Origin of the sequence: Marinoscillum luteum (genome assembly GCF_044005705.1) — a bacterium.
GTDB classification, from domain to species: domain Bacteria; phylum Bacteroidota; class Bacteroidia; order Cytophagales; family Cyclobacteriaceae; genus Marinoscillum; species Marinoscillum luteum.
On record NZ_JBIPKE010000017.1, the window covers coordinates 60,983 to 82,992 of the forward strand.

Here is a 22,010-nt window from a genome sequence, read left to right on the forward strand (position 1 = left end):
GATATAAAAGGGATTGGGTGTTGACCTAATCCCTTTTTTTATGTCTGATTTGTGAACGATAATTTCTTATTTTTGCAAGCCATGAAGCAACCAGAAAGAAAAAAAGCCCTCCTGCTATTAGAGGACGGTTCTCTCTTTGAAGGATATTCGATAGGGAAAACCGGTACTTCCGGAGGCGAAATATGTTTTAACACAGGAATGACCGGTTATCAGGAGATCTACACAGATCCTTCCTACTACGGTCAGATCATTGTGAATACCACACCACACATAGGAAACTATGGAGTTCATGTAGATGAAGATGAGTCTGCGCACCCGATGATCAAGGGATTGGTGGTGAATGACTTCACCCATCAATATAGCCGCAAGACAGCTTCTGAAGGTCTCCATGAATATCTGGAAAAGCACAACACTGTTGGTATCACAGATGTGGATACAAGAATGTTGGTAAGACATATTCGCACCAAGGGCGCCATGAATGCAGTGATCACCTCAGAGATTTTTGATCTGGATGCGTTGAAAACGAAGCTGAGTGAGGTGCCTAGCATGGAATCGTTGGAGCTTTCCAGCGTGGTAACCACCAAAGCGCCTTATGAAGTCGGTCAGGAAAATACAGGCTTGCGAATTGCCGTCATGGATTTCGGGATCAAAAGATCCATTCTGAAGAATTTTGTAGAGCGTGATTGTCATTGCAAGGTATTTCCTGCGAATGCTACCCTCTCTGAAATGGAAGCGTGGAACCCTGACGGTTACTTTCTGTCTAATGGCCCTGGAGATCCTGCGGCTATGGACTACGCCGTGGAGACTGTGAAAGGCATATTGGCGAAAGATTACCCCATTTTTGGTATATGTCTGGGCAATCAGCTTCTGGCCAGGGCGGTGGATATAGATACCTTTAAAATGCACCATGGCCACAGAGGACTTAACCATCCCGTGAAAAATTTGCAAACAGGAAAGAGCGAAGTGACTTCACAGAATCACGGTTTTTCGGTGAACATGGACTCTTTAAAAAACTCAACAACAGCAGAACTTACCCATCTCGATCTAAATGATAATACTGTAGAAGGACTAAGGTTGGTCAATAAGCCAGCTTTCTCCGTGCAGTATCATCCAGAATCATCCCCAGGACCCCATGATTCTGCCTATCTATTTGACGATTTTATACAACTAATTAAAGATCAGAAATCATGAGTATTATTGAAAGTGTACATGCAAGACAGATTCTAGACTCCAGAGGTAATCCTACGGTGGAAGTAGACGTCTATACGGAAAATGGTTTTATGGGCCGTGCAGCTGTTCCTTCTGGAGCATCTACGGGCGAGCATGAGGCTGTCGAGTTACGCGATGGGGATAAGTCCAAGTATTTGGGAAAAGGTGTTTTGAAGGCAGTGGAAAATGTGAATGAGCACATTGCCCCTGAGATTGTAGGCATCTCGGTATTTGAGCAGAAGCTGATAGATGATGTGATGATTGAGCTGGATGGCACGCATAACAAGAGTAAGCTGGGAGCTAATGCTATCCTTGGTGTTTCTTTGGCTGTAGCCAAAGCGGCAGCTGAGGAGTCTGGGCAGTCACTTTATCGTTATTTGGGAGGGGTGAATGCACACGTTCTTCCTGTACCTATGATGAACATCATCAATGGTGGATCGCACTCGGATGCACCGATTGCATTTCAGGAATTTATGATCCGACCTGTAGGAGCTCCTTCTTTCAGCGAAGCTTTGCGAATGGGTGCTGAGGTATTCCACAACCTGAAAAGCATCATTAAGGATAAAGGATTGAGTACTGCTGTGGGTGATGAGGGTGGATTTGCACCTAATTTCTCAGGTGGTACAGAGGAAGCATTGGATGCTGTATTGAAGGCGATTGATAAAGCTGGTTACAAGGCTGGTAAAGACATCACTATTGCGATGGACTGTGCTTCTTCAGAGTTTTTTGAAGGTGGAAAATACAACTACGCCAAGTTTGAAGGAGAGAGCGGTAAAGTGCGTACCAGCGCTGAGCAGGTAGACTACCTGGCCTCTTTGGTAGAGAAGTATCCAATCGACAGTATCGAGGATGGATGTGATGAAAACGACTGGGAAGGCTGGAAACTCCTCACTGAGAAAATTGGTAGCAAGTGCCAGTTGGTAGGTGATGATCTATTGGTTACCAATGTGAAATTTCTTGAAAAAGGAATCAAGGAGAAGGCTGCCAATTCTATCCTGATTAAAGTAAATCAGATTGGAACTTTGTCAGAAACTTTCGCAGCAATTGAAATGGCTCATAAAGCCGGATGGACTGCAGTGGTTTCTCACAGATCAGGAGAGACAGAAGACAACACCATCGCTGACATTTCCGTGGCATTGAACACTGGCCAGATCAAAACAGGATCTATGTCAAGGTCTGACAGAATGGCTAAGTACAATCAGTTGTTGAGAATAGAAGAGGAACTGGGCGAGATGGCCAAGTACCCAACAGCTAAATAAACATAGATGAGTGGGCCTTTGAGCCCCTTTCTGACATTCAAAAACTAAAAGAGTTGAACTGCCGTTCTTTATGAAGGATGGAATTCAGCTCTTTTTTTTATCTTTAAGTCCAACTATGAAGCGCTTCTACGAAAAAGTACCCCGGATATTCAAGAACTTCTATTTCTTATCTGCGTTATTCTTCCTCATCTGGATGCTTTTTTTTGATTCCAACGACATTATTACTCAAATCAAACTAGGGCATAAGCAAGCCGAGTTAGAGAATGCAAAGGAGTTTTATGAGCACAAAATCGTGGAAGTGAAAAATGATCGTGAGGCACTCCTCAATAACAAGGAGCTGCTTGAAAAGCTGGCCCGCGAAAAGTATCTGATGAAAAAAGAGTCTGAGGATCTATACATCATTGTAGAGGAAGAATGAAGATTAAATTTTACCTGGGTTTTTTCTTACTATTAGGGATTACCCTATCACACGCCCAGTATCGGCAGTCGAGCCGTAGTGGCGGATTATCTGATAAAATTTATTTTGGTGGCGGAGGTGGTTTCAGTGGGGGTACGCAATACCTCAATTTGAGTGTTTCACCCCTGGTTGGTTACAAATTCACTGAGCAGTTTTCTGCCGGCCTTCAGATTACTTACCAGTACACCAAATTCGGTCCGGCCACGGCATCCAATTACGGAGGTGGACCTTTCTTGAGGTATAACTTTTCCCCTAAATTTTTTGGGTATACACAGTATGAGTACCTGAATTTTGGACTTCTTATACCTGGGGCCTCTGAGCCGGAACGTTACCATTTCAATAGTTGGTTTGTGGGAATAGGGTATACTGAGCCCCTCGGGCGAAATATGGCTTTTAATATTACTGCGCTTTATAACCTACTCTATCAGGATGGTTCAAACTCACCCTATAATAGTCCTTTGCAGTTTAGGGTAGGGATCGTGGCAGGGTTATTTTAATCCACAAATAACCTGGTGAGGCGGATGGTCTCGTAGTCCATTTGCCCATTCATGGCTTTGAAGATGAAGCCAAGTTTCACTCTGCCATCCTTGTCGTAAAACTCTTCCTGATTTTGATCTTTCAGTTTTTGGATGATCTTTTCCACTTTGGCGACTGTCTTGTCGTCAGGCTTAAACTTGCTCATGTCAATCTCTTTTTCCTCTTCAGCTATTCGTTCCAGGTGCCCTACAATGGTGCCGAGAGAGAGTTCTCGTTCAAAGGCAATTTCCTCAAGTGTTTTACCTTCTCCGATGAGCTTGAGTGTTTTTTGATAGGTGCTTTCTTTCTTTTCCTTCGTGTGGTACTTCTTTTCTCTTTTCAGGTTGGCTTGGATGGTCTCCTCATCATTGGTTCCGTTGGAGCGGCTAATAAAGTCCAGAAAAGCAATATTTAACTCATCTTCCGGAATGTGGTTTAGCCAGTCTTCGCTCTCTTCTGAGAGTTCCTGAAACCTGTTGTCAGCTTTAACAGCCAGAGGGTCCAGTTCCATCGAAATGCGGTTAATACCCCCAAGAACCAGACCTTTCCAGCTTTTCAGACGAGAGAGTGCTACATAGCCTTGCCCGGCTTCAAAAGTTTTAGATAGATCCATTTCAGCATTATCCAGGGTCATTCCCTGGCTTTTGTGCACAGTAATGGCCCAGGCCAGACGCAGGGGTATTTGCTTGTAGGAAGCAAGGATGGTCTCTTTTTCATCACTCACGGTCCATTCTTCGGGTTTGGCTACCACAGTTCTGCCCGAGTCCATATTCACAATTGGATAGCCCTCTTCACGGTCAAAGCCCATCACTGTTCCGGTGCTGCCGTTGAAATACCCTTTTTCTGGATTATTCTTGACAAACATCACCCGGGCATCTTCCTTAAGCTCCAGTGCCGGGGCAGCCAGCACAGATTGCTTCAGTCCCTCCAGGATTTTTGATTTGCCTTTAGTCTCGGCATAAAATACCTGAATAGGGTTTGGATTTTCTTCCAACCGTTTGGCATTCATGGCATCTACATCTGCATTGTGGGTGTAGAGCCGCAGGGCATCGGGAATGGTCTGAGTGTCTTCCAGTTTTTCACGCAGCTTTTCCAACGAATCATCCGAAACGTCCTGACTTCTGATTTCTGAAAGGAGAAAGGAAAGGGTATCCTGACCTTGACGAAATTGTTGCTTCAGGTAGCAGATTTTTAATTTTGCTTCTACCCACACCGGAGCCATAAAGGCAAACTTTTCCCGGTTGGTCATGGGTGTTCTGCTCACCGGAGGAAGCTGAAAGAAGTCACCCGAGAGGATTACCTGTACCCCTCCGAAAGGAGCTTTACTTTTGCGAAAATGTTTGAGGATGTCACTGATGCCCGTAAGTACTTTACCAGAGAGCATCGAGATTTCATCAATGATGAGCACGTGCACAGCCTTGATTCTGGTGACTGTTTGTCTGTTTTTGGCAATTTGATCCAGGTCTTTTGGGGTAATTTCTTCGCGAATCCCAATCCCGGACCAGGAATGGATGGTCTGTCCCCCGATGTGTGTGGCTGCGATGCCCGTAGAAGCTGTGATGGCCAGGGGTACTTCCCGTACCCTTAGGTATTCGATGTATTGATTGATCAGGTAGGTCTTACCGGTTCCTGCAGAACCTGTGAGGTACACGTTCTGTCCTGTTTTTAATATGGCAAGAGCGGTTTCCTGATTCACGGAATTTATATTTCACCTGGGAACTCCACCCCAAACCTGTCGGAGAGCCCCTTTAGGTCATTTACAACAGCATCTAATAGCGGTATCCCATCTTTTCTGCGTTCATGTTCCAGCTTTCGCTCCGGATCACCCGGGATCAGCACGTCATGACCTTTCATGATTGGTTCAGCATTTCGGAATCGACCGATCCAGTTGTCCATGTGGGATTTAAATTCTCCAGATGGTCTAAATCCATCAATGCGCATCGCGCCAAAAAAATGACCTATGCCTTTACCTACGGGATCCGCAGCTGGTTCCATGAAAGCCACAAAAGGTGGGACCCAGGGACCGTAGTTGGCACCTGAGAGTACCGCAGACAGTATATCTACAACTGACGAAAGCCCGTACCCTTTATGCGAACCGTGTTCACGATCGCCGCCCAAAGGCAACAATGCGCCACCGTCTTTCACCCCGTTAGGGTCAGTAGTGCTTTGGCCGGAGGCATCCTGTATCCATCCGGTTGGTGCTTGTTTATTCTTGCGTTGCAGTATTTCCAATTTACCGTTGGCAGCAGTGGTGGTAGCCATGTCGAGTACGAAAGGGGGTTCCTTATCCGCCGGTATGGCTACGGCAATGGGGTTGGTGCCCAGCAGTCGTTCTTTGCTGAAGGTGGGCGCGACCAGGGGGCTTGCATTGGTCATGGCAATGCCTATGCAGTCATCTTTCAGTGCCAGCATAGCATGATACCCCGCTATGCCATAGTGGTTGGAGTTTCTTACAGCTACCCATCCCGAACCCACCTGTTTGGCTTTGTCAATGGCCAGGTTCATGGCTTCAGGGCCCACTACAAGGCCGAGTCCTGCATCACCGTCAATAACACCCGTACTAGGCGTTTCATGAACAATTTTCACATCAGGCCGGGTATTTACTCTGTTTTTATCAATCAAACGCACATAACCAACCAAGCGGGCAACCCCATGTGAGTCTACCCCTCGGAGATCCGCACTCAGTAACACCTGCGCGCCCAATCGGGCATCCTTTTCGGGACATCCAGCGGCTTCCAATATAGATTTTGTAAATTGAAATAATGAGTCGTGCGCTACTACCATTCAGTTATCATTAAGTAAAACATTATATCCTTGGCAAGATAATTGGTCGGCAAATTACTACAGAATAAATTAAGCATAAAGCAAGCTTCAATTTAGCTGTTGAAAAAGTAAAATCTTAATCGTTAATCCCAACTTTATGAAATTTATTATCGTGTGTTTTTTGAGTTTCGGCCTATGGTCGGTCTCTGCAAAGGGCATTGATTCAAAAGTAGAAAGTGTCACTATTTTTCTCAATCAGGCGCAGGTTTCCAGGTCATCCAATATTGCCATTGGACCAGAAACGAAACAGCTGGTTTTTACGGGTTTATCCTCCATGCTCGACCCCAATTCTGTGCAGGTGAAGGGGCAGGGTGATTTTATAATTATGGGAACCACGTTCAGGCAAAATTATCTCACAGAGGAGAATCTTCCTGACGCTGTGAAATCACTCAAGGACAAAATCGAACTGCTGGAGGGTGAAATTGCCAATGTGGACAATCAGCAATGGGCGCTGAAGTCTGAAGAAGAAATGCTCAAAGCCAATCAGGTCATTAAAGGAGCTAATCAGAACCTTGGGGTGAATGAGTTAAAAGCCATGACGGAATACTACCGCATCCGAATTCAGGCCATAAAGGACAAGGATTATGAGTTGCAGCTGGAAAGAAGAGAATTGGATAAAGCGCTGAAAAAAGTCAAAAATCAGCTGGAGGAACAGCATGCCAGGGAGCAAATGGTCTCTGGGGAAGTGGTGGTAGATATCAATACATCCAAGACGCAAATGGTTCATTTGGATCTCTCTTATGTAGTATCGGGTGCATACTGGAACCCTACCTATGATCTTCGGGCCACTTCGTCTGCTCAAAAAATTGACCTGCTGTATAAGGCAAATGTGTATCAAAACAGCGGGGAGAACTGGGAGAATGTGAAGTTGACGCTGAGCACTTCCAATCCTTCTATTGGGGGGTGGTTGCCCACAGTACGACCTTGGTACCTCGATTTTTTTAGTGCTGCACTGTATCAAAATAAATTGGCTATGCCGGCAGCCAGGTCTGAGGCCTTTGAGCCTATGCCTATGGAGGAAGAGGTTCTGATGGAGTCGGTAGCAGATTATACACAAATGAGCGAAGGGCTTACCTCTGTCAACTATGAGATAGCACTTCCTGTGACTGTTCTGTCAGGAGGAAAAGAAGTTACGGTGGCGATCAGGGAAGAACGGGTTGAGGTGGAATTTCTTTACCAATCTACCCCGAAATTGTCGGAGCGGGTGTACCTGGTGGCGAAGACCAAGAATTGGCAGCGTTTAGACTTACTGCCAGGGGAGATGAGTGTTTTCTATGAAGGAGGTTTTGTCAATAAGACCTATCTGAATCCTGAAGGAGAGCTGGAGGGATTGAATATTTCTTTAGGGGTGGACCAGGGTGTGCAGATCAGCCGCAAGCCTGTGCGGGACCTTACCAATGATCAACTGATAGGGAACAAGAGACGTATCAGCTACCAATATGAAATAAAAGTGAAAAACAACAGATCCAAATCCATCGACATAGAGGTATTCGATCAGCTTCCATTGAGCAAAAATACGGATATAGAGATTGGTGAGATTGCGTTGGGTGGAGCTCAGCGAAACGAAAAGACTGGCTTACTCACCTGGAGTTTTACGCTGGAGCCCACCATGGAAAAAAGCATGAAGTTTGGGTATGAAGTGAAATACCCCAAGGATAAACGGGTGTCCGGTCTATGATGCCGATTCTTTTTTCAGGGAGTGGAGTGTGCTGAGCAGCACTCCCTCTTTGAGGGCATAGGCGGAGACACGAATGTTCTCTAAACTAAGTTGGCTAATGATAAAGTCTATCAGCACACAAGCCACCACGATCATGTCTACACGCAGGGGAATCATGCCAGGGATTTCCAGGCGTTGTGCTCTGGTTTTAATGAGCAGGTCACTGTAGATGAGTTCAAAGGCTTCTAAGGTCAGGGGATACTCTGTTTCTTCCTCTGCTTTTTCTATTCCGTTGGTCAGTCTGTAGATATCACTGAGTGTATCAAAGGTACCCGATGAACCTATCAGCGTTTTAGGATGGAAAGTCGTACAGGCCTCGAATAATTCTTCAAGGTTTTCTTCCAGATAGCCTTTTAGAGAAGCGATTTGTTCATTTGTGATGGGATCGCTTTTCTGAAATTTCTCGACCATCCGCTGACCGCCAATCTCAAAGCTTTGCTTCCAGAGTATTTCGCTATCTGTACCAATAATGAACTCAATACTTCCACCTCCAATGTCCATAATCAGAGCTGGCATCTTGCCGATGGGGAGTGCTCTTTTTACGCCATAATAGATGTATTCAGCTTCTTGTAATCCTGAGATGATGCGAGTTTCGATGCCTGTTTGGTCCTTGATCTTTTGCACCAGGTCATTGCCATTTCGGGCATTTCGGATGGCGCTGGTGGCTGTAGCAAATACCTGATCTGCTTTTTCCTTTTCTATGATCTCCTTGAAATGCCCCAGTGTTTTTAGCGCCCTGTCTATAGCATCATCAGTGATCATTCCATGATTGATTCCCTTCTCACCGATTTTTACGGCTACTTTTTCTCGGAATACGATTCGGAAATCATCATTTGCCACTTCCACCAAGATCAGGTGGAAGGTATTGGTACCCATGTCTATTACGGCGATTCTCATTTTCCATCAGAATTTCAGGGCGCAAGATACTATAATCTCCAAATACTCACTTGCGGATATCTTTGGTAACAAATTAATCACCTACATAATCCTGAGATAAATCAGGTTTTATTTGAACCCCTGCATTGATTAACTTGCCCGTGAAAACTTAAACTGCATTAAACCCCAAAATATGAGTTCAGAAAAGCCAAAAACGGCATCTTTCGTCAAATCAACTCACCAGAAAATCGAGGAACTGGAGCAAATGAATGAGCAGGCAATGCTCGGTGGAGGCCAGTCCCGAATAGATAAGCAGCATGAAAAAGGCAAACTCACTGCCAGAGAGCGAATAGATCTATTACTTGATCCGGGCTCTTTTCAGGAGATAGGAAAGTTTGTGGTGCATAGAGGGAGAGATTTTGGTATTGACAAACAGAAATTTCTTGGAGATGGTGTTGTGACCGGATATGGTACTGTCAATGGGCGCCTGATCTACGTTTTCAGTCAGGATTTCACGGTTTTTGGTGGATCTCTGTCGGAGACCTTTGCCGAAAAGATTGTGAAGATCATGGACATGGCCATGAAGAACGGTGCGCCGGTGATTGGACTGAATGACTCTGGCGGGGCCAGAATCCAGGAAGGTGTTGTTTCTTTGGGTGGATATGCGGATATTTTTTACAGAAATACGCGAGCCTCGGGTGTTGTACCCCAAATTTCTGCCATCATGGGACCCTGCGCCGGAGGAGCGGTCTATTCACCCGCCATTACGGATTTTATCTTCATGGTGGAGCAGACCAGCTACATGTTTGTGACAGGCCCCAATGTGGTGAAGACGGTAACCCAGGAGGATGTTACCTCCGAGGAATTAGGTGGTGCCAGTGCACACAGTGTGAAGAGTGGAGTCACCCACTTCTCTTCCAAAAATGAGGCCGCGTGCATTTTAGATATTAAGAGACTTCTCACCTATATCCCTTCAAACTGTGAAGAGGAGCCACCAAGGCTACCTTATGAGATGAATGGAGATGAGGTTATTCCGGCACTGGATGATATCCTGCCTGATAACCCCAACCAACCTTACGATATCAAGGATGTGATCAAAGGTGTGGTGGATAAGGGGTCATTCTTTGAGGTGCATGAAAAGTTTGCGGATAATATTGTTGTCGGGTTCGCACATTTGGCCGGACGCAGTATTGGGATAGTAGCCAATCAGCCAATGAGTATGGCGGGTGTGCTGGATAATGACTGTAGTAAAAAAGCTGCAAGATTCGTGCGCTTCTGTGATGCGTTTAATATCCCGCTGCTGGTGCTGGTGGATGTGCCGGGATTCTTACCAGGGACTGATCAGGAGTGGAATGGGATCATCATGAATGGCGCCAAGCTTCTTTATGCTTTCAGTGAAGCCACTGTCCCAAGGATTTCCGTGATCACCAGAAAGGCCTACGGTGGTGCTTATGACGTAATGAACTCAAAGCACATTGGGTCTGATATGAATTTTGCCTGGCCTACCGCTGAGATTGCTGTGATGGGCGCTCAGGGTGCTTCGGAGATTATTTTCAAGAGGGAAATAGACAAGGCTGAGGATCCGCATCAGAAGCTGCAGGAGAAAATCGATGAATACACTGAGAAGTTTGCCAACCCCTATAAGGCGGCTGAGAGAGGATTTATTGATGAGGTGATTTTGCCACACAATACCCGTTCGAAGTTGATAAGGGCGTTTAGCATGCTCGAAAACAAGGTAGACAATATGCCCAAAAGAAAACACGGTAATATTCCCTTGTAAGAGCGGACTGTTTTCAAAAACATATTAACCTTTCGTCGCTTACTAACTAAACAGAGGACGAGAGATATATTTTTTCAAACTAACATATGGATAGCAAGAGTAAAGATTTTTTATTCAAATATTTAAATAATGCATCACCTACGGGTTTTGAGACCAGCGGCCAGGAGATTTGGCTGGACTATATCAGGCCGTATATCGATGACTACTTCACGGATACTTATGGGTCTGTGGCAGCCATCATCAATCCCGAAGCGAAGTACAAAGTAGTCATAGAGGCACATGCCGATGAGATCAGCTGGTTTGTTAACTACATCACTGATCAGGGCTATATCTACGTGGTGCGCAATGGTGGCTCCGATCATCAAATTGCCCCTTCCAAACGTGTCAATATTCATACGAAGAATGGGGTGGTGAAAGGGATTTTCGGCTGGCCGGCTATTCATGTGAGAAAGGACAAAGAAGATTCTCCGACCTTGAAGAATATTTTCATAGATGTGGGAGCCAGCTCCAAGAAAGAGGTGGAGGATATGGGCATTCATGTCGGATCGGTGATCACTTTTGATGATGAGCTGATGGAACTCAACGATAAATACCTGGTGGGTCGTGCTTTGGACAATCGCATCGGTGGTTTTATGATTGCGGAAGTAGCACGCCGGATTAAGGAAAATGGGATAGAGCTTCCTTTTGGCCTTTATGTAGTCAACGCTGTGCAGGAGGAAATAGGACTTAGGGGTGCAGAAATGATCGCTCACAGGATCAAGCCCAACCTGGCCATCATTACCGACGTGACACACGACACCAATTCTCCTATGTATGATAAAATCACGAGTGGAGACATCAGCTGTGGTGACGGTCCGGCGGTTTGTTATGGTCCTGCGGTGCAAAACAACGTGCTGGACATGATCATTGGTATTGCTGAAAAGGAGCAGATTCCCTTTCAGAGAAGAGCAGCCTCACGCTCCACGGGTACGGATACAGATGCATTTGCCTACAGCAACGAAGGTGTGGCCTCAGCTTTGATTTCAATTCCGCTGAAGTATATGCACACTACGGTGGAAACTTGTGCCAAGGATGATCTCGAAAATACCATTCAGCTGATTTACGAAACTGTCATTCAGGTAAAGGATGGTCAGGATTTTCGATACATGAAATAACATTGGGCACCCAAAAGCTCATAGTTCACGATCAAATGGGGAGGAGTGTAGAAATCAACTTTCCTCCCCGTAGGGTCATCTCACTGGTTCCTTCTATTACCGAATTACTCATCGATATGGGGGTGGATGTGGTAGGGAGAACTAAGTTTTGTATCCACCCGGAGGACAAAGCAACATCTATTCCTATCGTAGGGGGCACCAAGAATTTTCGCTTTGAGGTCATTGATGATTTGAAGCCGGACCTGATAGTAGGGAATAAGGAAGAAAACTACAAGGCAGGGGTCACAAGGCTTTCTGAGCACTACCCTGTCTGGATGAGCGACATCACTCAGCTCAATGAAGCTCTGGAAATGATCAGACTGCTTGCTAAAGTGACGGACAGGGAGCCGGAGGGGGATCTCATCCGGTACCAATTGGCAGTCAAATTGGAGGCGTTGCAAAATTCAAGATCAGGAAGTGTAATGTACATGATCTGGAAAAAGCCCTGATGGTGGCAGGTAGGGAGACGTATGTTCACCATTTTCTTGAGCACCTGGGGTATCGCAATGTGGTGCAGGCTGCCAGGTATCCTGAGCTGAGCGAAAATGATATGGCCGAGCTGTCACCAGATCACATACTTCTAAGCTCCGAACCCTATCCATTTCAGGAGGGCGATCGGGAGGCTCTTCAGGCCGTTTTTCCCACTTCGAGCATTGAACTCGTGGATGGAGAACCTTATAGCTGGTATGGTTCGCGACTCCTCAGGATAGATCCGTAGACCGTTTTTTATTATTCATCGATGTGTGGACCATGGTCGGCTAATAACATTCTGTTTTCAGATAGCAGAAAGATAGATTTGATTAGGTGCTAATTGAATCAGCGGATGTCAAATACAGGTGATAATTTTCGAACAGATATTGATGAGGGTAGGGATTATTTTAAAGGCATACTTAATGCTTTTGTTAGGGAGATGCCCGAAAAATTGAGATTTCTAGCCCTGGCTTCCCAGCATGGAGACTTTGCGGAAGTAGGCTTCATCGCTCATCATATTGCAGCCAGGTGTGAGGTGATCGCTGCCAACGAGATTTCGGCCACTGCCAGACAGCTGGAAGTAGAAGCCAACAGCCACTCATCGAATGTCAGCCACAGCGTGCGATCCCTCGTGAATGATATGCAGAAGCTCATGCAGCAAATGGGCTACGACATGGCCGATCAAAGTCACTCCTGAAACAGACGTAATTCCTCCATTCCCCCTGCCAAGGGAGCTCATTCACTCGCTGAAAGTAATTGAAATTAAAGCTTAGAGATAAGTTCCATGTGCTCTCCACTTACCAAGTAAGCAGTAGCCACAAGAACGACAATCAGAATTGCCAAGTTTCTGATGAGTCTTTTCGATTGGGTACTCATACGGTTGCGATTAGGTTGTTGGTATCTCAAATCTATAAAAAAGGATTGAGAAAAGAAATCACTACTTGAGGTCTCTCCTGTTCAGTAGAAAGAGAATCCCACTCAGATAGATGACCAACCAACCCGTAGCGATGAGGAGTGCCTTTATGGGTACGTTATCCACTATTTCCATGAATACGTACTTTGGGAAAGGCACTGGAATAAGTCCATTGAGTGCTTTGATGGGTAGGAAAGGGGCTATCTCAGCCCAAAAAGTCCCCTTGAACCATGGAGATTCTTCCAGAATGAGCGCCAAAATGGGCTCGAACATCAGGGTGTATAGAAAGAGTAGCACGATCACAAAACCGGACTTCTTGATGATCAGTGAAAGTAGAAAGGCAAGTGAGCAGTACACCACGATATCAAAAAAGTAGGCGGCCAGAAATTCCAGTTCGTCCAGGATGTACTGACTCCCCCACACATGAGAATAGATGGCCCCATTGATCATTCCTGATAGGAAGAGAAACAGGGTACTGATCAGGGCCAGAGCGGCGATAAAAAGTAATTTGCTAGCCAGGTATTCTTTTTTGCTGATTCCGTCAATCACATTTTGCCGAAGGGTATTGTAGGCCTGATCATTATTCACAGAGATGATCACAATGAAGGCGAGAAGGACCTTAAGAAATGATCCCAGATAGGTGGTGTTTTGCCAGATGTCCGGAAAGTCGTAGATGGGTAAGATGGTTGGGTCTATCCCGTTAAAATCCGCACCTTTGGATTTCAAATACTCCAGCAAAAACATGCCGCCAAAGCAGATGACCAATAGTGCCAACACGTACATTCCTAAAAGAACCCAGAAGGTTTTGTAGTCCCTTATTTTAAGCCATTCCAGTTTGAGTGCCCTGATCATTTTTCTTTGAGTATTTTTAGAAATTCCTGCTCCAGAGAGCGGGTCTTGGTGAGTAGTTTTTTCAGTGTGATCCCCTGCTCAAAGCAATATTGGTTAATATCTGCGCTCTTTATCTGATCTGTGACTGTCAGGGTCAACTGACCATTGGCTCTGGTGACCTTGGTGATGTGGGTGTTACCTGCCAGAAGTGCTTCCAGCTTCTCCAGGTCTTCGGCTACCACTTCTATTTCATTGGTTTCACCCAGTATTTCGTCCACACTCCCCTCATGAAGCTTGTGACCTCTGCGGAGCACGCAGAAATGTGTGCACACTTTCTGTACTTCGTCGAGTAGGTGGCTGGCCATAATGATGGTCTTTCCTTCTGCCGCTATATGATGAATCAGTTGCCTGATTTCTGCAATTCCCTGAGGATCGAGTCCGTTGGTAGGCTCATCCAGGATGAGCACCGGAGGATCTGCCAGGAGGGCTGCAGCAATGGACAGGCGCTGCTTCATACCCAGACTATAGTTTTTGAATCGGTCATCTTTGCGCTCGTAGAGCCCTACCTGCTCCAGCACCTGCTCTATCCTTGAGTCAGGGCACTGCTTGATGTGGGCAGTGATTCGCAGGTTTTGTACCGCAGTGAGGTAAGGATAAAAGCAAGGGGTTTCCAGGATGGCTCCAATTTGTTTTCTGGCGTCAATGGGAGACATGCCGCCGAACCATTTGTAGTGACCGGAAGTAGGGGCTACCACATCCAGTATCATCCCCAGGGTGGTGGTTTTTCCACTTCCGTTGGGGCCAAGGATGCCATAGACCTGTCCTTCTTCGATGGTGAGGTTGAGGTCAGAAACGGCCACAAATTTTCCGAAGAGCTTGGTCAGTCCGCTTATTTCGAGAGTGTTGCTCAATGTTCTTGGCTTGTGGGGTCTAAAAAATTAAAAAGGTCTTCCTTTCTTAAGGTGTTGAGCAGCGTGGGGATTTTCTGCCAGGCGATGGTGCCACTCAGATAAAACGCCACCGCCAGTTCATCCTGTATCAGGTACCCAACGAAGGTGTTGGTACTGGCTTGCTCAGATCCGAGGATAGCCAGGGAAAGATCTCCGCCATAGGCCATGGCATACTCATCATACCCTAGCCGGGTATAGCCTTCTGCGATTTTGCGATAGCCTTTGTCGGCCCGGATGGCACTGTCCAGCATGTAGATGTACAGCTTGCTTACATCCTTCACCAACTCGTTGTATTCCTGATTTTTGGTGAGGTTGATCATCCGGAGTGTGCTGGGGTAGAAGACATATTTATGGTCGGTTCGGTCCTCTACCAGCGTTTTCAGAATGTTTTCCTGCGCAAAAAGGGGCTGAGTAGTCAGCCCCATGAGGATCATCAGGATCAAGTACTTCCCTGATTTATTTTTCATCTATTTTGCTAAGGTTTTCCAGGCCATCTACTTTCATCGATTTGGCTATTTTAGAAATGCTTTTCAGATCGATCTCCCCATAGAGGCTGAGTAGGACGAATCGTTTTTTGCCTCCCACTACCATGAGCAGTTCTTCTATTTTTCCGGCTTTCTCTTTGATGGAGAATTTCATGTTTTCCTCTGCATCTTTCACGGACATGAGCTCTTCGTATCCGGCATTTTGAATATCGATCAGTACTTTGTTGTACATCTTGGCTGCATTGCCAATGCTATCCGCTACGATTATCTTGAGGCCTTTGAGTTTGCTCACCGCCTTGAGAAATTCATCCTCCGTGGCACTGCCCGTTTCCAGGTCTGTGAATAGAGAGAACATTTTACTACTCACTGAGACTTTGGTGAATGCTTCGTCATCGGCCAGTTCTGTAAAATACTTATTGACCACCGTGCCTTGAGCCATGAGGCTTACAGAAAACACGCTCAGAATGATTATTAATAGTCCTTTTTTCATGATTTGAGTATTAAAGTTTTTGAATGGCAGATATGCTTAGTTCTCACGAATGAGCTCTTCTGCTTTGTTGAGATTGTTAATTTCAGTCGAATAGGTTTTGCCTTCATTGAGTCCTGAGGAAACCATCAGCAGTGCTTTTCGGGTGATCTCAAAGGCTTCTTTGGGGTCCTCCACGGCAAATTCACTTTGCTTACGGGCATCCTGTATCACCAGTACGGCGGCCATCAGCCCGATGGTCACCACTGCAGCCACTGACCATCTGGCTTTCCTTCCGGCGCGTCCCGGATGTGTGAATTTCACTTCCGGGTCTGCTTTCAGTCGGTTGAGCTCACGAAAGTAGGAACCCTCAGAAGTGAGAGACGGGTTTTCACGAAAGTGCTCCTTGAGCTCCGTTTCTTCCTGTATGGAAGTCTCACCGGCCCAGTACTTTTCAAGTAATCCTTTAATTCGCGACTCCATATGACTCTATTTTTTCCATTGAAGACCTGATTTTCGTTCGAGCTCGGTGTAGGGAAACCTTCACCTCACTGAGATTCAGGGAAAGTACCTCAGCAATTTCCTGATATGGCATCTCCTCTATCTCCCGAAGGTGATAAATTTCACGCTGCTTCGGAGAGAGAGTGTCGAGTACCTTTTCCAGCCAATGCATTTGATCAGTCATCAAAGCCTGATAGTCTGCACTGTCATTGTTGGGTTGGTCCATTTCCTGATCCGAAATCACGGTAAACCGATTCGTTTTTACCCAGTCGTAACACTGGTTTCGGGTAATGCGCATTGCCCATGCCTCCGGGCTCTGGACACCTTCGAGCATTTGCCTTTTGGTCCAGATTTTAGCCAAACACTCCTGCACGACATCCTGTGCCAGCTCCGTCTCTTTCAAGATGGACTTAGCGTACCTGAACATTTTGCCAGTAGCCGGAATTATGTGCGTTTCGAAGAGTTGGTTTGGTGACATTCAAAAAGGAGACGCCCTGTTGAACCTAAAGTTACAGCGGATGGAAATAAAAAATGGAAACCTGTGAGAATGGGGGAGAACCTGATGGGAAGGTAGTCAGGTGAAGAAGTCGGCTTAAAAAAAAGCCGCTCCTGGTTGAAGGGAGCGGCCTGTAACTGATTCTTAATATCTAGTAAAGTGGCACCAATTGCTCTAATTTGTCAATACCATCCTGCACAATTTGTACCCTGATTTCATAACCGTCAAACTGTGACATGTCTATGTTTTTGGTCATCATGCGATCATTGGGTTCCCAATACATCATTTTCAGTAACTTATTATAATTGTCATAGATGAAGATGTTCATTGGGTTCATATTGTATGAGGACACATTCACCATGAGGGTGGGGTAGTCTCTTTTCAAGGTGATGCTGGCATCCATGATTTCCTTTTCACTTCTCAGCGCAATAGGTTCGGAGACAGACGTGCCATCATATGAAATCACAAATTCGTATTCTCCGTTTTTCAGTTCTGTAAGTCCAAAAGGTTTTGAAAAGCCTTTGGCGGTAAATGACTCTTCTATGAGTGTGGCTCCTCGTTTGTCCTGCAGGCTCACCTTTACCGTTCTGACCAGCGTATCGGCGAAGAATACAGTGTAGACTTTTTCAAGGTCATTTTTGTAGACCTTGATCATGGGCATTCTTGTCTGTTTTTCGGGATCGCTGGCAGATAGGCGCACAGTCACCAGCACAAGTATGGCGTAAAGTAAACTCTTCATTCTATTAGGTGGTTGGGCTGCAAAGAAATACAATAACCGCATGCTTATGGTTATTCCGGCGGGTCAACTTGCGTTTAAATTGAAGAGTGGGAATAATGCAGCGGTGGATAGGAATCCCTATTGGGTGCCGCCAAAACCGGATTTACTATTAAATATTCGCTTCTGCCTGATCTAGTAGGTATTTATAAGCTGAGAGTTCTTCCACCAGCTGGATTTCTGCCTGTGCCGAATCCTTAAAGATGAGGTACTTGATGAGCACTTCTTCCTGATCCCATTTCATTTGGAAACGGTTGAGGTGTTCGTTGATTCGCGCGCTGCCATTAGTTTTCAATACAATTTTCTCTGATTTCGAAATGTCCCTTGTGGAATCATTGAGTGCTTTGAATTTGAAACTGCCATATGACTTCATGAGTTCCTGGCTGATGTCGCTTTCCAGATCGTATTTCTTTTTGCAAAGCATACCGTCTATGAAGTAGAGTGTGAGTCGGTTGACCTGCGAGTTTGAGACATAGAGCTCAGGGTTTTCCACAATATAAAACTCTGCCCGGTCTCCAAAGAATTTTCCATAGAGGTGTTCTTCCGCCACATTTACCTGACTTTTAGGAGTGCCGATCTCCACTGTGATAAGGCTGTAGGTAATGGCTTTGTCGTGATTGGCTTTTTTTCCTCGCTCTGTGAGTCCCTGACGAAGGGGTTCTCTGGAGGTTTCAGGCTTGGAGCAGGACGTCAAAAGTATAATGATAACAGAGATTGAGGTGACAGTGAGTCTCATTGAGTCGAGGTTGGTAGCCTATAAATTTACTAAAAGAGTAATTTGAATCACTCATGGCTGGCTACAAAACCATGGCGCTCATAAAACCTGATGGCATCCGGGCGTTTCTTGTCGGAGGTGAGCTGGAGCATTTTTACCCCTTTGCTTTTCGAGCGGTCTATGGCCCAGAGGATGATTTTTTCACCAATTTTTTGTCCCCGTTTGTCTTTTCTCACCCGCACGGACTCGATCATGGATCTACTACCGCCCTGATAGTTGAGGTATTGTATAAATGTCATCTGGAAAGTGCCGATGATTTCTTCTGCTTCTACCACCACCATGAGTTCCTGATTGGGATCCTGATCTATGACCTCAAAGGCCTGATAATAGGACTGTGGCAGAGGATCGGAGGGTTGTTCTCTTAGCTGGCCCAGTGGGTCATCGGCCAGTAATTGAATGATGACGGGTAAATCTGTTTGGGTAGCTTGTCTGAAGGAAATCATGTGCTCGGTTTTCTTGTTGGAGGAAAAATAGTGATTTCAAAAAAGAAAAGCCCCACAGCTAGACATCTGTGGGGCCAAAACAAACCGAAAGACTGTAATGATTCTATTTGTTTTTAGTCTTAGTCTCTATCTACAGAGCTAATGCCGTCTTCGTCGATTTTCACATTGCGGGTGCCTCTGTATTTGACCTTACTCACTCCCGCTGCATCTATTTCGATTTCTTCACTGCCATTCACTTCAGCTTTGGAGGCGCCGATGGCGCTTACTTCCACCCGCCGGGCTAAGAAGTCAAAGGCTTCTAGTCGGGAAGCTCCCACGAGATCAGCATTAAGTTCTGCTGCCTCACCTCTCAGCTCCATGGTGGAGGCTCCTGTGAGTTGCACTTCGAGTCTTCGGGGAGTTACATTTACATACAAATCGCAGGCTCCTGTAAGCTCCATGGTGATCTCATCATCATCAAAGCCTTTTACCTCGCCATCGGTATCCCCAATAACTTCGAGGTACTCAAGGTTGGGCATGGTGATAAAAATGCCCACTTTATTAGATCGTTTATCCTTCCACCATTCCCAGCTGTCCTCTTTGAATTTCACCTCCAGCCGATCGCCTACCTGATTGAGATATACTTCGTCCAGGTCATCGTCATTACCTTTTACGGTCACCTGCCATTCGTCACCCTGTCTGATATCCACATCAAAGAAGGAAGCTATTTTCACTTCATCAAAATCTTCGAAAGGATAGTCTATTTTCTCAGATCCGGAGTATGAGGCACTTTTTTCGCTTCTGTTCATCTCCTTGTCAAAGCTCTTAGAGGATCGGTCGGGACAGGTCAGACATTTAATCCCATCTTGCTCAAACACCCAGTTATTGCCCTCCATCTGATATGGTCGGTATCCATTGATGTGGAGTGTGTTGATCAGGATTTCTTCCAGGTCTTCTTCCATTCTAAAGGTTTTCCCAAAAGGAATGTAGAAGTAAGCCTTAACATTTTGAAATCTGTACGGTGTCTCATTCGGGAAGGTGATTTTGGAATCAAAATAAAAATCATCTCCTTTTTGTTCCACTTTGTATTCAATGGTCTGAGCATTGGCCTGGGCATCACGTTTGCTTTTGCCCCGGCTTTCTATGTTAAGGAGTAGCTGGTAGGTACTATCCTCATGCCCTCTCAGGCGCAGATCCACCGCATCAAAAGTATCAAGGCCTAAATCATTCAGTCGCAGGGTGGGAGTGGCAGCGGTTACCGGATAGGTTTTGTCTACCCTCAGGTCATCTTCCACCGCAAATTCCTGAACAAATCTTGGTACAGTAAAGGCTGCAAAAATGAGTGCTACAATCCACAATGTGAACAATGACCAGCCCACGTAAGCATTAGCAACCCTTCTTTTCAAAATAATCACTAATCCCAATAGACTCACTGCAAGTGCCGGAATGAACATTACGATAAAGACTGAACCGATGGACCATCCATCCAGGGATCTTTGAATAAGTTCTATGGGAAAGTCCGAAATGCGGACATAGTTTTCCCAGCCGCCAATGCCCAGAATCCCGAAGATGGCCACTATGAATCCGATCATTGTAGAAACCCCGATGATAACCAACAACACCCCAAAGGCGATGCGGATGAGTTCGGCCAGAAAGCGAAGCACCGGCCCCAATACCCGACCAATGCCACTGATAATCAGGGCAATCAGACGGAAAGGGAATAACAGCACCTTCACCAATGGGCTTTCTTCACCCTCTTTTACATTGAGACCTTTTTTTACGTTTTCCTCAATATTGGAGAGGGTGACGGGTTCTCCCTGCATCTGCATTTTCTCGGTGATGGTTTTGGCTTCAGGCGAAATGATCCATAAGATGATGTATGCGACTATACCCGCCCCACCAAGAAATATAGAAAGCACGAATAAGAGCCTGATCACCGTGGTGTCTGTGCCAAAGTAGGAAGCGATACCACTGGCCACACCCCCTAAGACTCGTTCATCTGAATTTCTGAACAGTTTTTTTACTTTCTGATCTTCCTCCAGTGTTTCATTGGGGGGTAATACAATCCACAAAATGATATAGGCCAAAAAGGTGGCCCCGCTGAGTCCGCCAAGGAATACATTGATGAACAGCAGTACGATCAGCAGTCTGATCCATAGGGGGTCGATCCGGAAGTAATGTGCAATACCGGCAGCTACACCACCCAGGATTTTTCTTTTTGTATCCCGGTAGAGTCTCTTAGAGCCAGAAGGGGCAGGTTCTTCTGCCTTGGGCTCTTCCTGAGCTGAGGAGGATTTTGATTCTTCGGGCTCTGCTTCTATGGTGGCTTCAAAGTCGCGGGTGGTACCCATGGTGGCTATCAGTTCTTCCACATCTTCCAGATTGACCGTCTGGCGGCCATCCGCAAGTTTGGAAAGAAAGATCTCTGCGATCCGGCTTTCTATATCAGCAATGATTTCACCACTGTCCTCAAAAGTGGAGAAGTACCTATTGACAGAATCAAGATAATTTTTCAGTTTATCATAGCCATCTTCCTCTATGTGAAAGATGATGCTACCGATGTTTATGCTTACAGTCTTCTTCATGATTTTTATTTTGAGTTCTTGTTCACAGAGATGATTCGTCCTGTGGATGATACCAGTTCTTCCCAGGTCTGATCCAGGCCACTTAGAAAGGAGGTGCCTTCTTCAGTGAGGGTATAGTATTTTCGGGGTGGTCCGGAGTTGGACTCCACCCATTTATAGTCTACCAGGCCGGCCTTCCTGAGCCGGGTGAGTAGCGGATAGAGGGTACCTTCCACTACCATGATTTTTGCTGAGGTAAGCTCTTCGAGCATATCAGAGGCGTATACCTCACCTCGTGCGATGATATGGAGAATGCAAAACTCCAGAATCCCCTTTCGCATCTGTACTTGTGTGTTTTCAATGTTCATTTTCCATGAGTTTATGAGTTTCCCGCGTCACGACTGATAGTGTATACGGAAAGGTACTATGCATGGCCGAGTACCTAGTAAGAAATATTACCGAACCCTGCGATATTCTTCAAAAAAATATATTTCAACTTGGAAAAATTATATTTCGTCGAAATTATGGGTG

22 protein-coding genes and 1 pseudogene are annotated in these 22,010 nt (G+C 45.7%); 9 read left to right on the forward strand and 14 right to left on the reverse strand.

Going from position 1 to position 22,010, the window contains the following annotated elements; translation table 11 throughout:
- The first annotated feature begins 81 nt into the window (after positions 1 to 81).
- From carA to ACHKAR_RS11445, 4 genes are all read left to right on the forward strand, one after another.
- Positions 82 to 1,191 (forward strand): glutamine-hydrolyzing carbamoyl-phosphate synthase small subunit, encoded by a 1,110-nt coding sequence (gene carA, locus ACHKAR_RS11430; RefSeq protein WP_395417488.1) that lies wholly within the window; start codon positions 82 to 84, stop codon positions 1,189 to 1,191.
- Entirely contained in the window at positions 1,188 to 2,468 is a 1,281-nt protein-coding gene (gene eno, locus ACHKAR_RS11435; RefSeq protein ID WP_159585166.1) for a phosphopyruvate hydratase, read from the forward strand. Before carA ends, eno begins: the two co-directional genes overlap by 4 nt.
- 115 nt (positions 2,469 to 2,583) lie before the next feature.
- The gene (locus ACHKAR_RS11440) at positions 2,584 to 2,886 is read left to right on the forward strand and encodes an FtsB family cell division protein (protein ID WP_159585165.1); all 303 of its coding nucleotides are present in this window, start codon (positions 2,584 to 2,586) and stop codon (positions 2,884 to 2,886) included.
- Positions 2,883 to 3,422: a hypothetical protein gene (locus ACHKAR_RS11445; protein WP_395417489.1), complete on the forward strand. Its 540-nt coding sequence runs from the start codon at positions 2,883 to 2,885 to the stop codon at positions 3,420 to 3,422. The genes ACHKAR_RS11440 and ACHKAR_RS11445 overlap by 4 nt, the downstream gene beginning before the upstream one ends.
- Here the strand turns inward: ACHKAR_RS11445 and ACHKAR_RS11450 are convergent.
- Positions 3,419 to 5,137, reverse strand: coding sequence for a helix-turn-helix domain-containing protein (locus ACHKAR_RS11450; RefSeq protein ID WP_395417490.1), 1,719 nt, complete (start codon positions 5,135 to 5,137; stop codon positions 3,419 to 3,421). The genes ACHKAR_RS11445 and ACHKAR_RS11450 overlap by 4 nt on opposite strands.
- 5 nt (positions 5,138 to 5,142) lie before the next feature.
- Positions 5,143 to 6,225, reverse strand: a complete 1,083-nt coding sequence (locus ACHKAR_RS11455) for an Ldh family oxidoreductase (protein ID WP_395417491.1) — start codon at positions 6,223 to 6,225, stop codon at positions 5,143 to 5,145.
- Between the two features lie 136 nt (positions 6,226 to 6,361).
- On the opposite strand from ACHKAR_RS11455, the gene ACHKAR_RS11460 reads away from it, so the two are divergent.
- A complete protein-coding gene (locus tag ACHKAR_RS11460) occupies positions 6,362 to 7,942 on the forward strand; it encodes a mucoidy inhibitor MuiA family protein (protein ID WP_395417492.1) in 1,581 nt (526 codons plus the stop codon).
- Here ACHKAR_RS11460 and ACHKAR_RS11465 read toward each other — a convergent pair.
- Complete coding sequence (locus ACHKAR_RS11465) at positions 7,937 to 8,878, reverse strand: Ppx/GppA phosphatase family protein (RefSeq protein WP_395417493.1); 942 nt, start codon at positions 8,876 to 8,878, stop codon at positions 7,937 to 7,939. The two genes, ACHKAR_RS11460 and ACHKAR_RS11465, sit on opposite strands and share 6 nt — an antisense overlap.
- A gap of 172 nt (positions 8,879 to 9,050) precedes the next feature.
- Here ACHKAR_RS11465 and ACHKAR_RS11470 point away from each other — a divergent pair, with 172 nt between their 5' ends.
- The 4 genes and pseudogenes from ACHKAR_RS11470 (at position 9,051) to ACHKAR_RS11485 (ending at position 12,998) form a co-directional block, all read left to right on the forward strand.
- Positions 9,051 to 10,637 carry an acyl-CoA carboxylase subunit beta gene (locus tag ACHKAR_RS11470; RefSeq protein WP_159585160.1) on the forward strand — a complete coding sequence of 529 codons (1,587 nt, stop codon included), beginning with the start codon at positions 9,051 to 9,053 and terminating at the stop codon, positions 10,635 to 10,637.
- A gap of 86 nt (positions 10,638 to 10,723) precedes the next feature.
- Positions 10,724 to 11,791, forward strand: coding sequence for a M42 family metallopeptidase (locus tag ACHKAR_RS11475; RefSeq protein ID WP_159585159.1), 1,068 nt, complete (start codon positions 10,724 to 10,726; stop codon positions 11,789 to 11,791).
- A 116-nt stretch (positions 11,792 to 11,907) separates the two neighbouring features.
- Positions 11,908 to 12,548: pseudogene (locus ACHKAR_RS11480) on the forward strand (helical backbone metal receptor).
- 105 nt (positions 12,549 to 12,653) lie between these two features.
- Positions 12,654 to 12,998 carry a hypothetical protein gene (locus tag ACHKAR_RS11485; RefSeq protein ID WP_395417494.1) on the forward strand — a complete coding sequence of 115 codons (345 nt, stop codon included), beginning with the start codon at positions 12,654 to 12,656 and terminating at the stop codon, positions 12,996 to 12,998.
- A gap of 240 nt (positions 12,999 to 13,238) precedes the next feature.
- On the opposite strand, the gene ACHKAR_RS11490 is transcribed toward ACHKAR_RS11485, so the two are convergent.
- The 11 genes from ACHKAR_RS11490 to ACHKAR_RS11540 form a co-directional block, all read right to left on the reverse strand.
- Complete coding sequence (locus tag ACHKAR_RS11490; protein WP_159585156.1) at positions 13,239 to 14,066, reverse strand: ABC transporter permease; 828 nt, start codon at positions 14,064 to 14,066, stop codon at positions 13,239 to 13,241.
- Positions 14,063 to 14,956 (reverse strand): ABC transporter ATP-binding protein, encoded by an 894-nt coding sequence (locus ACHKAR_RS11495; RefSeq protein ID WP_395417495.1) that lies wholly within the window; start codon positions 14,954 to 14,956, stop codon positions 14,063 to 14,065. The genes ACHKAR_RS11490 and ACHKAR_RS11495 overlap by 4 nt, the downstream gene beginning before the upstream one ends.
- Positions 14,953 to 15,462: a hypothetical protein gene (locus ACHKAR_RS11500; RefSeq protein WP_395417496.1), complete on the reverse strand. Its 510-nt coding sequence runs from the start codon at positions 15,460 to 15,462 to the stop codon at positions 14,953 to 14,955. The genes ACHKAR_RS11495 and ACHKAR_RS11500 overlap by 4 nt, the downstream gene beginning before the upstream one ends.
- A complete protein-coding gene (locus ACHKAR_RS11505) occupies positions 15,452 to 15,970 on the reverse strand; it encodes a DUF4252 domain-containing protein (protein ID WP_159585153.1) in 519 nt (172 codons plus the stop codon). Before ACHKAR_RS11505 ends, ACHKAR_RS11500 begins: the two co-directional genes overlap by 11 nt.
- 36 nt (positions 15,971 to 16,006) lie before the next feature.
- Positions 16,007 to 16,429, reverse strand: a complete 423-nt coding sequence (locus ACHKAR_RS11510; protein WP_159585152.1) for a hypothetical protein — start codon at positions 16,427 to 16,429, stop codon at positions 16,007 to 16,009.
- The gene (locus ACHKAR_RS11515) at positions 16,413 to 16,925 is read right to left on the reverse strand and encodes an RNA polymerase sigma factor (RefSeq protein ID WP_159585151.1); all 513 of its coding nucleotides are present in this window, start codon (positions 16,923 to 16,925) and stop codon (positions 16,413 to 16,415) included. The genes ACHKAR_RS11510 and ACHKAR_RS11515 overlap by 17 nt, the downstream gene beginning before the upstream one ends.
- A gap of 169 nt (positions 16,926 to 17,094) precedes the next feature.
- Positions 17,095 to 17,682 carry a hypothetical protein gene (locus tag ACHKAR_RS11520; protein ID WP_395417497.1) on the reverse strand — a complete coding sequence of 196 codons (588 nt, stop codon included), beginning with the start codon at positions 17,680 to 17,682 and terminating at the stop codon, positions 17,095 to 17,097.
- A gap of 148 nt (positions 17,683 to 17,830) precedes the next feature.
- Positions 17,831 to 18,454 carry a hypothetical protein gene (locus ACHKAR_RS11525; protein WP_395417498.1) on the reverse strand — a complete coding sequence of 208 codons (624 nt, stop codon included), beginning with the start codon at positions 18,452 to 18,454 and terminating at the stop codon, positions 17,831 to 17,833.
- A gap of 47 nt (positions 18,455 to 18,501) precedes the next feature.
- Positions 18,502 to 18,936, reverse strand: coding sequence for a GNAT family N-acetyltransferase (locus ACHKAR_RS11530; RefSeq protein WP_395417499.1), 435 nt, complete (start codon positions 18,934 to 18,936; stop codon positions 18,502 to 18,504).
- Between the two features lie 119 nt (positions 18,937 to 19,055).
- Positions 19,056 to 21,500, reverse strand: coding sequence for a PspC domain-containing protein (locus tag ACHKAR_RS11535; RefSeq protein ID WP_395417500.1), 2,445 nt, complete (start codon positions 21,498 to 21,500; stop codon positions 19,056 to 19,058).
- A 5-nt stretch (positions 21,501 to 21,505) separates the two neighbouring features.
- Positions 21,506 to 21,847, reverse strand: a complete 342-nt coding sequence (locus tag ACHKAR_RS11540) for a PadR family transcriptional regulator (RefSeq protein WP_159585147.1) — start codon at positions 21,845 to 21,847, stop codon at positions 21,506 to 21,508.
- Positions 21,848 to 22,010 lie beyond the last annotated feature (163 nt).

Bases quoted from the DNA above. Each gene is read 5' to 3' on its own strand.
- carA (WP_395417488.1), top strand. From the start codon at position 82: ATGAAGCAACCAGAAAGAAAAAAAGCCCTCCTGCTATTAGAGGACGGT.
- eno (WP_159585166.1), top strand. From the start codon at position 1,188: ATGAGTATTATTGAAAGTGTACATGCAAGACAGATTCTAGACTCCAGA.
- ACHKAR_RS11440 (WP_159585165.1), top strand. From the start codon at position 2,584: ATGAAGCGCTTCTACGAAAAAGTACCCCGGATATTCAAGAACTTCTAT.
- ACHKAR_RS11445 (WP_395417489.1), top strand. From the start codon at position 2,883: ATGAAGATTAAATTTTACCTGGGTTTTTTCTTACTATTAGGGATTACC.
- ACHKAR_RS11455 (WP_395417491.1), bottom strand. From the start codon at position 6,225: ATGGTAGTAGCGCACGACTCATTATTTCAATTTACAAAATCTATATTG.
- ACHKAR_RS11460 (WP_395417492.1), top strand. From the start codon at position 6,362: ATGAAATTTATTATCGTGTGTTTTTTGAGTTTCGGCCTATGGTCGGTC.
- ACHKAR_RS11465 (WP_395417493.1), bottom strand. From the start codon at position 8,878: ATGAGAATCGCCGTAATAGACATGGGTACCAATACCTTCCACCTGATC.
- ACHKAR_RS11470 (WP_159585160.1), top strand. From the start codon at position 9,051: ATGAGTTCAGAAAAGCCAAAAACGGCATCTTTCGTCAAATCAACTCAC.
- ACHKAR_RS11475 (WP_159585159.1), top strand. From the start codon at position 10,724: ATGGATAGCAAGAGTAAAGATTTTTTATTCAAATATTTAAATAATGCA.
- ACHKAR_RS11485 (WP_395417494.1), top strand. From the start codon at position 12,654: ATGTCAAATACAGGTGATAATTTTCGAACAGATATTGATGAGGGTAGG.
- ACHKAR_RS11490 (WP_159585156.1), bottom strand. From the start codon at position 14,066: ATGATCAGGGCACTCAAACTGGAATGGCTTAAAATAAGGGACTACAAA.
- ACHKAR_RS11500 (WP_395417496.1), bottom strand. From the start codon at position 15,462: ATGAAAAATAAATCAGGGAAGTACTTGATCCTGATGATCCTCATGGGG.
- ACHKAR_RS11505 (WP_159585153.1), bottom strand. From the start codon at position 15,970: ATGAAAAAAGGACTATTAATAATCATTCTGAGCGTGTTTTCTGTAAGC.
- ACHKAR_RS11510 (WP_159585152.1), bottom strand. From the start codon at position 16,429: ATGGAGTCGCGAATTAAAGGATTACTTGAAAAGTACTGGGCCGGTGAG.
- ACHKAR_RS11515 (WP_159585151.1), bottom strand. From the start codon at position 16,925: ATGTCACCAAACCAACTCTTCGAAACGCACATAATTCCGGCTACTGGC.
- ACHKAR_RS11520 (WP_395417497.1), bottom strand. From the start codon at position 17,682: ATGAAGAGTTTACTTTACGCCATACTTGTGCTGGTGACTGTGCGCCTA.
- ACHKAR_RS11525 (WP_395417498.1), bottom strand. From the start codon at position 18,454: ATGAGACTCACTGTCACCTCAATCTCTGTTATCATTATACTTTTGACG.
- ACHKAR_RS11530 (WP_395417499.1), bottom strand. From the start codon at position 18,936: ATGATTTCCTTCAGACAAGCTACCCAAACAGATTTACCCGTCATCATT.
- ACHKAR_RS11535 (WP_395417500.1), bottom strand. From the start codon at position 21,500: ATGAAGAAGACTGTAAGCATAAACATCGGTAGCATCATCTTTCACATA.
- ACHKAR_RS11540 (WP_159585147.1), bottom strand. From the start codon at position 21,847: ATGAACATTGAAAACACACAAGTACAGATGCGAAAGGGGATTCTGGAG.